Genomic DNA, 12,444 nt, shown 5'->3' with positions numbered 1-12,444 from the left:
GGGCTGCCCGGATGATCCGGCCTGCCCGCAATAACCCCGATCTGATTTGCGGCCGGCGTAACCGATGTGCGCTCGGGCTTCGACGGCCGGGCGTCCTGATCGGCTCAAGACGGCGCACAGCCGACCCTTATGGTGAAGTTCCGGTAGTGCGGCTTCATCTGGCACGATAAATGCTGCTCGTTGGTGATGGCAACCCGGGGTTGGCCGGGCCCAATGCCCGCGGCCCGCTGCCACATTACTTTCCACCCATCCCAAAGGACAAAACATGCAACGCACCGACGTCACCGAAATGATCATGACCGCCAAGATCCGCAATGGTATCAAATGGTGCGACGTCGCCGCGCAGGTCGGCCTGTCGAAGGAGTGGGTGACGGCCGGCTGCCTGGGTCAGATGACGTTCGATGCGCGCCAGGCGGCGATCGTCGGCGAGGTGTTCGGCCTGCCGGAAGAGGCGGTGCTGGTGCTGCAGCAGGTGCCGTACCGCGGTTCGCTGCCGACGGCCGTGCCGACCGACCCGCTGGTCTACCGCTTCTACGAGCTGGTCAGCGTGTACGGCACCACCTTCAAGGCGCTGATCCACGAGGAATTCGGCGACGGCATCATGTCGGCCATCGATTTTCGGATGGACATGCAGCGCGAACCGGATCCGGCCGGCGACCGGGTCAGCATCACGATGTCCGGCAAGTTCCTGCCTTACAAGACGTACTGAGCACTGCCGTCCGCGGTGCACCGGCATGGTGCGCTTCGGGCGCTGTCATGTTCCGCGGTGGCGCAGAGGCGGAGGCTCAGGCGGCGCGCCGTTCCTCGATCGCCACTACCCGATGCTCGGCGGCCACCGGGCGCCCGAACAGGTAGCCCTGGAAGTGCGAGCAGCCTTCGTCCTGAAGTTGCCGGAACTGCTCCTCGGTCTCGACCCCTTCGGCGATGATCTCGATCAGCAGGCTGCTGGACAAACCCATGATGGCGCGGATGATCGCCATCGCCTCGCGGCTTTCGCCCATGTCGCGCACGAACGATTTGTCGATCTTGATCTTGTCGAACGGGAAGGAGCGCAGGTAGCTCAGCGACGAATAGCCGGTGCCGAAATCGTCGAGCGAGATGCGCACGCCGAGCGCCTTCAGGGCCTGCAGCGTACGCATATTGCCGTCGGTATTGGCGAGCAGTACCGACTCGGTGATTTCCAGTTCCAGCCGTCCGGCCGCCAGGCCCGCATCCTCGAGGGCCAGCGCCACCGTCTTCACCAGTTCGGTGCTCTTGAACTGCACGGGCGACAGGTTCACCGCGATGGTTTCGCCGTTGCTCCAGGTCGCCGCTTCCTGGCATGCCAGGTTCAGCGCCCGGGCGCCCAGTTCGTGGATCAGGCCGGTTTCCTCGGCGAGCGGGATGAATTCCATCGGCGCAACCAGGCCCCTGACGGGGTGGTGCCAGCGGATCAGCGCTTCGTAGCCGCAGATGCGGCAGCCTTCCTTTTCGATGATCGGCTGGTAATGCATCTGCAGTTCGCCGCGGTGCAGCGCGCGGCGCAGGTCGATTTCCATCTGGCGGCGCACGCGCGACGCGGCTTCCAGCTCGGGGCGGAACAGTTCATAGCGGTTGCGGCCGTTGCGCTTGGCTTCGTACAGCGCCATGTCGCCGAAGCGCAGCAACTGCTCGGCCGTGCTGCCGTCGGGCGACGAGATCGCGATGCCGATCGACAGGCCCACCGAGAAGCTGTGGCCATCGACCGCGAAGGCCGGCGCCACCGCGTCGATCAGGCGCTGCGCCGCCTGCTCCGCTTCCTCCAGCCGCCGCACGCGGGGAATCACGACCGCGAACTCGTCGCCGCCGAGACGGGCCAGCGTATCGTGCTCGCGCAGGCATTTCTTCAGCCGGCCGGCCAGCGTCAGCAGGATCTTGTCGCCGAAGCCGTGGCCGAACGCGTCGTTGATGTTCTTGAAGTTGTCCAGGTCCAGGCACAGGATCGCCGCATGGGTGTGCTCTTGCGCGCTGTCCCTGATCGCGGCTGCCAGGCGCTCGTGGAAATAGGTGCGGTTCGGCAGGTTGGTCAGCCCGTCGTGCTGGGCCATGTGGTGGATCTGCGCATAGGCGGCCAGTTCGTCGGTCGCGTCTTCGGTGATGATCAGGATATAGTCGCCCTCGCCGTCGGGCCGGCTGCCCACCACCGTGCGGCTGCGCAGCGTGCGCGGGCCGAGCGGGGTCTGCACCAGACCGTCGTCGGTCGCCTGGCCGCCCGCCGAAGCCGCCGCCAGGCGCTCGATATATTGCGCAACGTCCGCATCGAGGCAGTCGCGCATGCGCCGGCCTTTCAGGTCGGCGCTGCTGCCGGCATCCGTGCCGGCGAACAGGCGGCGCGCCTGCCCGTTGGCCAGCAGGATCTCGCCCGTGCCCACGTCCTGCGCCAGCACGCTGGCGGGGATGTTGGCGATCACCGATTCGAGGAAGTGCGACAGCGATGCCATCTGCTGGCTGTACTGTTCGGCCAGCTCCTTCGACTCGATCAGTTTCAGCTGCTGCTGGTGGCGCTCGGTGATGTCGCGCGTGATCTTGGCGAAGCCGACCAGCTTGCCGTCGTCGTCATGGATCGCGTCGAGCACCACGCTGGTCCAGAACCGCGTGCCGTCCTTGCGCAGGCGCCAGCCTTCCGCTTCGAACCGCGATTCGGCACGCGCGGTTGCCAGCGCGGCCGCCGGCAGCCCCGCGGCACGGTCTTCGGCGCTGTAGAACACTTCGAAATGCCGGCCCACGATCTCGCCCGCCGTGTAGCCCTTGGCGCGCTGCGCGCCCGCGTTCCAGTTCGACACGATGCCTTCGGGCGTCAGCGTGTAGATCGCGTAGTCGACCACGCCCTGCACCAGCAGGCGGTACATCAGATCGGAGGTTTGTGCAGTCATCGGCAGGAATAAGGAGAGGCGCCGACGATCGAATGTTGTGGACAACGATTGCGGCGGCAAGGGTGGCAACGGAAAGCGGGCCTGGTATCGGTGAATTGTCCAGGTCACGATGACTATACCCCAATCAATGCCATCAGGAAATATCGTGACTGTCTTTTCGCCAGCGTGTGTTGTTTGTCAGCGCCGCGGCCGTCGTGACAAACCGCCATCATTGCCTGTAGAATCCGCCGCTTGAGCAAACGGTGCCCTCCCGCCTTTCGGCCAGGGGGTGAAACGGGAAGCCGGTGATGCGCGGGATGTCGATCCCCGCCAGTCCGGCGCAGCCCCCGCTGCTGTAAGCCTGACGACCCGGTTCAACCGCCACTGTGCAGCGCACGGGAAGGCACGAACCGGGAAGGACGACGGCAAGCCAGAAGACCGGCCGTTTGCAATGGATGTGCCGGGCCCGGGGAGGGGTCCTGCCTGTTGCGTTTTCATCGCCTGTTCCTTCCGGTTGCCGCAGGCGCCGGCCGGGAAACGGTCGGGACGGTCGGACTACCTTGAGCATTTCCCCATTCGTGCGCGCACTGGCCGCGCTATTGTGCATCGCCGCCTGCGCGCGCGGGTACGCCGCCACGCTGTTCGCCGTCGTCACCGAGCGCGCCGCGCCGGTGGCGATCGAGGCGGCGCACCGCCATCTCGCCCGGCACCCGAACGACCGCATCGTGCTGCGCACGCCGGCACAGTGGATGGCCACCGGCGACCAGGAGGCGGCGCGGCTGGTCGGCCAGGCCGACACCATCCTTGCCGTGTCCCTGTTCGGCGATCCGGCGCAGCGGCTGAAGGATGCGCTGGCGCGCCATGCGAAGGCAAGGACGGCGGTGCTGGCGTTCAACGGCGAAGCGGGCCTGAGCCTGATGAGCCGCGAAGCGGTCGGCCAACCCGGCGGTGACAAGGAACGCACCATGCGCGATTTTCCGCCCGAAACGCTGCGCGACCTGTCCGCCGAGGCGCCGTCGCCGGCCGCCCTGGCGGCGGCGCAGGCCCACCCGGCTGCAATGCGCTGGCTCGCGGCGCGGCGCGTGTGGCAGGCCGGCGGCGTCGACAATACCGAAGCGCTGTTCGCCCATCGCCTGCACCCGGCCGCGCCGCTGGCGGGGCCGCGGCCGGAGCCGACGTTACGGGTGCGCGCCGGCGGGCGCGAACTGGCCGATGCCGCGGCGTGGGGCAACGGCGCGCGGCTGGGCCTGGCGGCCCGGCCCACCGTGGTGGTGCTCGACCTGGCGAACATGGATGCCGCCGTGCCGGCCGCGGTGTGCCGCCGCATCGAGGCCGGCGGGCAGCCGTGCGTGCAGGTGCTCACGCGCTGGGGCGGCGCGTCGCGCGAAGCGCTGGAGCGTCTGCCGGAACTGGTCGCGCCGGCCCGGCCGGCGGCGCTGGTCGTGCTGCAGGATTTCGTGGTGGGCGCGGCCGAAGGGCGCGAAGCCGTGGCGGACGCCTTCAGGCGGCTCGATGTCCCCGTATTCAAGGCCATCCGGCTGTCCGACCGCACGGCGCTGCAATGGCGCCTGTCGCCGGACGGCCTGCCGCCGGATTCCGTCCAATACCGCGTGGCGCTGCCGGAACTGCAGGGCATCGGCCAGCCGATCGTGGTGGCTGCGCTGGGGCAGGCGCAGCGCGACAGGCTGACCGGCATCGAGAACCGGCCGCCGGTGGTGCTGGCCGATGAAACGGCGCGACTGGCAGGCCGCGTCACGCGCTGGCTGGCCCTTCGGGACAAGCCGAACCGCGACAAGCGCGTGGCGCTGATCTATTACAACCATCCGCCGGGCCGGCAGAACATCGGCGCCGACAACCTCGACGTGCCGGCCTCGCTGTTCGACATGCTGCACGCGATGAAGGACGCCGGCTACACAGTCGGCGACCTGCCGGCGTCGCCCGGGGCGCTGCTGGACCGGATCATGGCGCACGGCGTCAACCTGCCGGAAGACCGCGCCGCGCTGCGCGAGCTGGCCGGCAGCGTGAACAGCCTGACCGCCGCGGAGTACGCGCGCTGGTTCGCCACGCTGCCGCCGCGCGTGCAGGGCGAGATGACGAACGGCCTTCTTGGCCGCCTGCACGTGGACGTGCTGGAAGCGGAAGCGGCCGGCGAATGGCTGCTGGGCCGCAAGCAGGTGGACGTCATCGTCAAGGAGCTGCAGCACCTGGTCGAGGGCGCCGATCATCCGCTGCGCGAGGCCGCGATCCGCGACCTGGCCGCGCTGGGCGACGGCTACCGCGCCTGCCTCGACGTGCGCGCGGCACGACGTTGCGCCGCACTGGAACGGCTGAGCCGCAAGGTGGCCGGCTATGGCATCGAAGGCTTGAAAGGGTGGGGGAGCGCGCCCGGCAAGGTCATGGTGGACGGCGGCAGGCTCCTGGTGCCGGGCCTCGTGTTCGGCAACGTGTTCATCGGCCCGCAGCCGCCGCGCGGCTGGGAAGTCGACGAGGAACTGCTGCATGCGAATACCAGCATCACGCCGCCGCACCAGTACCTCGGCTTCTATCACTGGGTGCGCGACCGTTTCAAGGCCGATGCGCTGGTGCACGTGGGCCGCCATTCGACATACGAATTCTTGCCCGGCAAGGCGGTGGGGCTCGCCAGCGACGATTACCCGAGCCTGATCGCCGGCGACCTGCCGGGGATCTATCCCTACATCGTCGACGGGGTCGGCGAGGGCACGCAGGCCAAGCGGCGCGGGCTGGCCGTGATCGTCGACCACCTGACGCCGCCGCTGGCCAGCACGCCGCTGTACGACGAGCTGCTGGCGCTGCGCCAGGTGGTGGAAAGCTACGAGGCGGCCAGCTCGGAATCGCTGAAGACGCAGGCGGCCGGCCTGATGCGCGAACGCGTGGCGGCGCTGAACCTGAAGGCGGAGCTGGAAGCGTCGATGGCCGATGTGCTGGCGGTGCGCGGCATCGGCTACGATGCGGCCGACGACGATTTGCTGGCCCACGAGATCGGCCACTATCTGACCAAGCTGCAGGAAAAATTCATGCCGCACGGGCTGCACGTCTTCGGCCGGCCGTGGCGGCAGGAATCGATCGACCTGATGCTCGGGTCGATGAAGAAGGGCGGCATCGACGATCCCGCCGTCGCCGCGAAGCTGGCCGATTCGCCCCGCCTCGAAATGAAGGCGCTGCTGGCCGGCCTGGACGGCCGCTACATCGAGCCCGGCAAGGGCAACGATCCGCTGCGCTCGCCCGAGTCGCTGCCGACCGGCCGCAATTTCCACGCGGTCGACGGCGACCTGCTGCCGACCAGGCTCGGCTACCAGCTCGGCGCGAGCCTGGCCGACAAGGCGATCGCGCGCGCTCCCGATGCCGCCGGCAGCGAAGGCATCATCCTGTGGGCCTCCGACGCGGTGCGCGACGAAGGCGTAATGGTGGCGTTCGCGCTGGCGATGATGGGCGCCGAGCCGGAGTGGAACGCGCGCGGCATCGTCACCGGCGTGCGCCTCAGGCCCGGCGCGAAGCGGCGCGATGCGCTGGTGACCACCTCCGGCCTGTTCCGCGACCTGTATCCGAACCTGATCCGGCTGATCGACCGCGCCGGCCGGCTTGCCCTGGCGGCATCGGCCGGGACACTGGCCGGGCAGGACCCGGCGTTGCGCGAGGCGCTGCAGGCGGCGCTCGCGCCGCTGGGCGGCAGCGTCGAATGGGGCGGCGAACCCGTGGCCGGCAACCGGGTCGCGAACGAATGGCTGGCCCGGTATCGCGCGCTGGTGCGTGCCGGCCAGCCGGGGTCCGAGGCTGGCCGCGCCGCCGCGCAGCGCGTGTTCGGCGATGCGCCGGGGGCCTATGGCACCGGCGTCAACCGCCTGACCGAGCGTTCGGGGGCATGGCGCGAGCGCGATGAAATCGGCGCTGCCTACCGCAACCGGATGGGCCACGCGTATGGCCTCGACGCGGGCGGCGAGGCGCAGCATGCGGCATTCGACGCGGCGCTGGACGGCATCGCCCGCACCTACCACGGCCGCGCCAGCAACCTGTACGGCCTGCTGGACAACAACGACGCGTTCGATTACCTGGGCGGCCTGTCGCTGGCGGTCGAAGGCCGCACCGGCCGCGTGCCGGACGCGCTGATCCTGCAGCACGCGCAGCCCGGCCGCGCCGATGTCGAGCCGCTGGCCGCCGCGCTGCTGGGCGAGCTGCGCGGCCGCTTCCTGAATCCCGCGTGGCTCAAGCCGCTGATGGACCATGGCTATGCCGGCGCCCGCACGATGGGCCAGGAATTCCTGGAAAACCTGTGGGGCTGGCAGGTGACGCGGCCCGACCTGGTGAAGAACTGGGCGTGGGACGAAGTGAAGTCGGTGTACTTCGACGATGCCCGCAACCTCGGGCTGCCGCAATTCCTCGGCCAGCGCCACAACGCCCATGTCAAGGCGCACATGCTGGCGATCTTCATGGTGGCCGCCGAAAAGGGCTACTGGAAGACCGATCCCGCCACGATCCGGCGGTTGGGCGGCGAGCTGGCGCGGCTGGTGGCCGCCAACGGCCTGCCCGGCAGCGGCCACGCCGCGCCCGGCCACCCGATGTGGCGATGGCTGGCGCCGCAGCTCGACGGCGCCGACGCGCAGGCGCTCGGCATTACCCTCGCCAGGGCGCGCGGCGACCTGTTGCCGGCCGCCGATAACGGCTCAGCCCGTGTCATGGGGTCAGGAACCCTGACACGAACTCAGCCGCAGGCGGCCCCGGCACCGCCCCCGGCCGATAGCAGGACGCAAGCGTCAACGACACAGATGCGCCCCGAAACACCGGCCGACGCCGCACCCGCGCCGCGCGCCTATGAACTGCATCCCCAGGTCGCCGCGCAAGTGCCCGGCGTCACGGTCGCCAGGCTGCTGGCCATGCTGGCGGCCGGGCTCGCGCTTTTCTCGGCGGGCCTGTGGCGCGGCCGCACCGTTCCTCACATTTCCAGGAGATTCACATGATCGAACCCCATTCCTTCGGCTGGCTGCACGATGCGGTCAGCTGGCTGCTGATGCCGTCGCTGGCCGCGCTGCTGCTGGGCTGCGCCATCGCGGTGATCGAGGCCGGCATCGCCGTCGGCGAACGCTTCCACGGCCTGCGCCGCCTGCGCGCCGGCGGCAATATCGCCCAGGTGCAGGCGATCGCCCGGCACCGCCTCGAGCGGGCCGACCTGCTGGCACGCATTCCGCCGATGCTGGGCCTGATGGCCACGATCATTCCGCTGGGGCCCGGGCTGGCCGCGCTGGGCGCCGGCGATCCCGCGCAACTGGCCAGCGCCGTCACCGTTGCGTTCGACGCCACGGTGCTGGGCCTCGTGGCCGGCATCGGCGGCCTGGTGATCGGCAAGCTGCGCCGCCGCTGGTACGAGGAGACGCTGGAAGCGATGGAGGACGCCATGGAAGACCGGCCGGTGGAATCGATGGGGCAGCGCGCATGACGGCGAAACCCGGCCGCAGGCGCCTGCGCCTGTACTCCCATCTCGACGACCGGTTCGATGCGGGCGACGAAGACCCGCGTGCCAGCCTGGTGAACCTGGTCGACGTGATGCTGGTGTTCGCGTGCGGCCTGATCGCGGCGATCGCCGGCAGCCAGGGCGCGCTGAAGGCGCCGCAGCCGGTGGAGAAGGGGCGGCAGATCGAGCGCCCCGCCGCCGGCGTCACGCAGGCCGGCAGCGGCTACGACCGCGTGGGCGAAGTCTACCGCGACCCGAAGACGGGCAAGCTGGTGCTGATCGAACCGGGGCAGCCGGCGCTGAAGAAATAGGCGCTGGCGGCGCCGGAAGGCAGGGGCGCCGGCAAACCGCGCCGCTTTTTCGCTGCGCCGCAACACGGCCGTGCCGGCGCCGCGCCCGCCCGGTCAACCCTGCACGGCGGCTGTTGCGCCGATGCGATCACGGTGAAAGCACCGCCTTCGCTTGGTGAAGCCGCGCACAGTTCGCGCCTGACGCGCACGGCATACTCGGAGCCGTAGGGCATACCAATACGGCACCGCCACCGGCCAGGGGCGGCCAGAACCTAAATCACCGCTGAATGGGGAGGCAATCGTGAGAGGCGCAGAACTGTCGCAGTTGAAAACCGTGGAGTACAAGGGGTACGAGATCTGCATGGGCTCGGTGTACAAGGATGGCGAGCCGTTGTTCCACTATTACGTGCCGCTGGGGATGGGCGACGGCGGCGTCGAGCAGGGCAAGCGCATCATCGACCAGATCGGCCGGGAAGATGACTAACCGCGACTGATCCCGACCGGCCGCAATTGACCGGCCGGGCGGGCGGCAAGGCGTCCGCGCAGGCGGGCCGGATCATACCCGGGCGGGCAAGCCGGCGCATGCACCCGCTTGCCCGCCTTCATTTGAATACCCCCTGGCGCACCCATTTCGTGGCAACCCATTTTTCGCCGCGCTCCACCGGGGCGCCGCCGTGCAGGCTGGCCTCGTCGAGCTGGCCGTCGCCGTTCACGTATTCGAAATAGACCGCGGAACCCTTCTTCGGCACGATGGACAGCGCCAGTTTCGGGAACACCGTGTCGCCCGCTTCCTCGACGTCGTTCAGGTAGACGATCAGCGTGGCCACGCGCTGGCCGCCGCGCTTGAGCGTGCCCGCGAAGCCGGGATTGGCGGGATCGAAATAGTCGTGATGCGGCTTGTACTCGGCGCCCACGCCGTAGTGCAGCACGTGCAGCGCTTCGCCGTGCGCCACCGGCTGGTGCATGATCTCGGCGATGCGGCGGTTCAGGCGCTGCAGCAGCGGCTCATCGGCATCGTCGAGGAACGCGCCCTGGCTGGTGCGGTGGTCCTTTACCTGGTTTTCGCCGGTGGTGGGGCTCAGCGTGGCCGACGGTTGCAGCCGCACGCGCGCCAGCGCGACGACGCCGTCGCATTCCTCCGGCGAGAACACGTCGTCCAGCACGGCCACCACGGGCTGTTCGATGCGCATCGCCACCCGTACCGTGCGGTCGCTCGTGACGATCGTATTATTGCGGTGCCGGATCGTCGGCGTGCCGTAGCGATACGGGCCGGCCTGCGCCGCCGCCGCCTCGGGCGTGGGCCGCGAACGCTGCAGCTGGCGCTCCCGCACCGTGGCTTCCGCCCAGGCCGCATCGTAGTGCGCGGCCGCCATCGCGGCAACGATATCCGTGATGCGGCAGCCCTTGTCCAGGCTGGCATCGAGCCAGCGCTCCCATTCTTCCGACATGCGTGTGTGCTTGTTCATGGCCATGCAGTATACCTAAACTGGCTGCCGATCCACAGGCGGACCCTGTATCGAGGCAGGCTCGTCAGCCGGTGCCGGTGCCGGTGCCGGCCCGGGCCGCCCGACGATCAGCACATCCGGCGCGCGCTGCGCCTGGCGTTGCTGGACGACCTGCGTGGCGATGGCGCGGCGGGGCGGTTCGGGGCGGGGCGGTTTCGGGAACATGTGCTCTTTCGTCGGGAATTTACGGGGCAAATGCGGGCCATTGCCCATTTTGCAAGGCTGCTGTGCTACTGTGCGCAGGGAGAAGCATCGGCATGCATATAATTCCTGAGCAAAATTCAACGTGCCTGGCGCGGCTATGAAACCAATGACACGCGGGGAAGCGAACCGCGGCACAACCAGACCCGGTATCACCCGCGCTGCACCGCGCGATACCTGCGCGCGCGGCACGGCCATGTTGCGCGCGGCGGTCGCCGCCGCATGCGTCGCCATGGCGGCCGGTCGCGCCGATGCGGCACCGCAGCAGGACGACATCGCCGAGCTCTCGCTCGAGCAGCTGAGCGACATCGTCATCACCTCCGTCTCGCGCCAGGAAGAGCGGCTGGGCAATGCCGCCGCGTCGATCTATATCATCAGCAACAACGACATCCGCCGCAGCGGCGCGCGCTCGCTGCCCGAGGCGTTGCGCCTGGCTCCCAACCTGCAGGTGGCGCGCGCGGATGCCCGCAATTACGCGGTCACGGCGCGCGGCTTCAACAGCCTGCAGTCGAACAAGCTGCTGGTGCTGATCGACGGGCGCAATGTCTATACGCCGCTGTTCTCCGGTGTGCAGTGGGACGCGCAGGACGTGCTGCTCGAGGATGTGGAGCGGATCGAGGTGATCAGCGGGCCCGGCGGCACGATCTGGGGTGCCAACGCCGTCAATGGCGTGATCAACGTGATCACCCGTTCGGCCAAGGACACGCAGGGCACCCTGGTGACCGCCGCCGCGAGCAGCGAGGATCGCGAAGGCAGCGTGCGCTATGGCGGTGCGCTGCCGAACGACGGCCACTACCGCATTTACGCGCGCTACGTGGATGCCGACGACGCCGCGCGCGATACGGGCCTGGCCGCCACCGGCCTGACGCGCCGCCAGGCCGGCTTTCGCGCCGACTGGGACCGGCCGCGCGGCGGCTTCACGCTGTCGGGCGACGTGTACCAGGGCGAGCTGGCGCAGCGCACCGGCAGCCCGATCCGCATCTCGGGCGCCAACCTGGTCACACGGCTGACGCGCCGGCTGGCGGACGATTCGAACGTGCGGCTGCAACTGGTGCTCGATCATGTCGAGCGCGACCAGCCGAACACCCTGTACGAAAGGCTCGACACGGTCGAGCTGGAAGCGCAGCACGGCGTGCGCCTCGGCACCAGCCACAATGTGACCTGGGGCGCCGGCTACCGCTACTCGCGCGACCGGATCGCCAACGGCCGCAACCAGGCTTACCTGCCGAACGACTTGTCGATGCACTGGGCCAGCCTGTTCGCGCAGGACGAAGTGGCGCTGCGCGAAGACCTGCGCCTGACGGTGGGCATCAAGGCAGAGCACAACCAGTACACCGGCGGCGAATTCCTGCCCGGCCTGCGGCTGGCCTGGACGCCGGACAGCCGGCAACTGCTGTGGGCCAGCCTGGCCCGCACGGTGCGCACGCCGTCGCGCTACGACCGCGATCTCTACACACCGCTGCGGCCGGTCGCCGTGGGGGGCGTGCCCCGCTATATCTTCGGCGGCGGGCCGGCGTTCGAATCGGAAACGGCGAACGTGGCCGAACTGGGCTATCGCATCCAGCCGTCGCCGCGCTGGTCGTATTCGGCCACCGCGTTCTTCGCCAGCTACGACAAGCTGCGCACGCAGGAGCCGAATCCGCGCGGCCCCGCGTACAGCGGGCTGAGCGAGGTACGCAACATGGCCTATGGCCGTACCCGCGGCATCGAGATGTGGGCGCGCTGGCAGGCCACCGACAACTGGCGCCTGAGCGGCGGCCTGGTGGTGCAGCGGGTGGACACGGCGCTGCGACCCGGCAGCCGCGACGGCAGCGGCGCGTTCGGCGTGGCCACGGCCGACCCGGGCCATTACTGGCAGCTGCGTTCGTCGCACGACCTGCCGGGCGACATGCAGCTGGACTGGACGCTGCGCAAGGTCGGCGCGCTGCCGCGCCCGGCCGTGCCGTCGTATCACGAGCTGGACCTGCAATGGCTTTGGAAGGCCACCCGCAATCTCGACGTGGCGCTGATCGGTCAAAACCTGCTGCACCGGTCCCACCCCGAATTCGGCGCGGCGCCGAACCGGAGCGTGTTCGAACGAACCGCCGTACTCCGGCTCACTTACCGCTTCTGAC

Annotated in this window: 8 protein-coding genes and 1 riboswitch; of the genes, 6 read left to right on the top strand and 2 right to left on the bottom strand. The window is 69.3% G+C overall.

What is annotated here, in order from left to right; genetic code table 11:
• The first annotated feature begins 265 nt into the window (after positions 1-265).
• Positions 266-709, top strand: a complete 444-nt coding sequence (cynS, locus tag GJV26_RS04065) for a cyanase (RefSeq protein WP_155707707.1) — start codon at positions 266-268, stop codon at positions 707-709.
• 76 nt (positions 710-785) lie between these two features.
• On the opposite strand, the gene GJV26_RS04060 is transcribed toward cynS, so the two are convergent.
• The gene (locus GJV26_RS04060; protein WP_155707706.1) at positions 786-2,891 is read right to left on the bottom strand and encodes a putative bifunctional diguanylate cyclase/phosphodiesterase; all 2,106 of its coding nucleotides are present in this window, start codon (positions 2,889-2,891) and stop codon (positions 786-788) included.
• Between the two features lie 223 nt (positions 2,892-3,114).
• Positions 3,115-3,331: riboswitch (cobalamin riboswitch) on the top strand.
• 99 nt (positions 3,332-3,430) lie between these two features.
• Between GJV26_RS04060 and GJV26_RS04055 the strand changes: the two genes are divergently transcribed.
• The 4 genes from GJV26_RS04055 (at position 3,431) to GJV26_RS04040 (ending at position 9,108) form a co-directional block, all read left to right on the top strand.
• Complete coding sequence (locus GJV26_RS04055) at positions 3,431-7,843, top strand: cobaltochelatase subunit CobN (protein ID WP_229419163.1); 4,413 nt, start codon at positions 3,431-3,433, stop codon at positions 7,841-7,843.
• Positions 7,840-8,319 carry a MotA/TolQ/ExbB proton channel family protein gene (locus GJV26_RS04050; protein WP_155707705.1) on the top strand — a complete coding sequence of 160 codons (480 nt, stop codon included), beginning with the start codon at positions 7,840-7,842 and terminating at the stop codon, positions 8,317-8,319. The genes GJV26_RS04055 and GJV26_RS04050 overlap by 4 nt, the downstream gene beginning before the upstream one ends.
• Positions 8,316-8,645 carry a DUF2149 domain-containing protein gene (locus GJV26_RS04045; RefSeq protein ID WP_155707704.1) on the top strand — a complete coding sequence of 110 codons (330 nt, stop codon included), beginning with the start codon at positions 8,316-8,318 and terminating at the stop codon, positions 8,643-8,645. The genes GJV26_RS04050 and GJV26_RS04045 overlap by 4 nt, the downstream gene beginning before the upstream one ends.
• A gap of 280 nt (positions 8,646-8,925) precedes the next feature.
• A complete protein-coding gene (locus GJV26_RS04040; protein ID WP_155707703.1) occupies positions 8,926-9,108 on the top strand; it encodes a hypothetical protein in 183 nt (60 codons plus the stop codon).
• A gap of 118 nt (positions 9,109-9,226) precedes the next feature.
• Here GJV26_RS04040 and GJV26_RS04035 read toward each other — a convergent pair whose 3' ends face one another.
• Positions 9,227-10,090 (bottom strand): prolyl hydroxylase family protein, encoded by an 864-nt coding sequence (locus GJV26_RS04035; RefSeq protein ID WP_173346136.1) that lies wholly within the window; start codon positions 10,088-10,090, stop codon positions 9,227-9,229.
• Between the two features lie 340 nt (positions 10,091-10,430).
• Here GJV26_RS04035 and GJV26_RS04030 point away from each other — a divergent pair, with 340 nt between their 5' ends.
• On the top strand, positions 10,431-12,443 hold the full coding sequence (locus GJV26_RS04030; protein ID WP_155707701.1) for a TOL_0244 family TonB-dependent receptor: 2,013 nt from the start codon (positions 10,431-10,433) through the stop codon (positions 12,441-12,443).
• Position 12,444 lies beyond the last annotated feature (1 nt).

This window comes from Pseudoduganella dura (assembly GCF_009727155.1).
Lineage (GTDB): Bacteria > Pseudomonadota > Gammaproteobacteria > Burkholderiales > Burkholderiaceae_D > Rugamonas > Rugamonas dura.
This window is presented reverse-complemented; position numbering and strand designations above follow the sequence as displayed.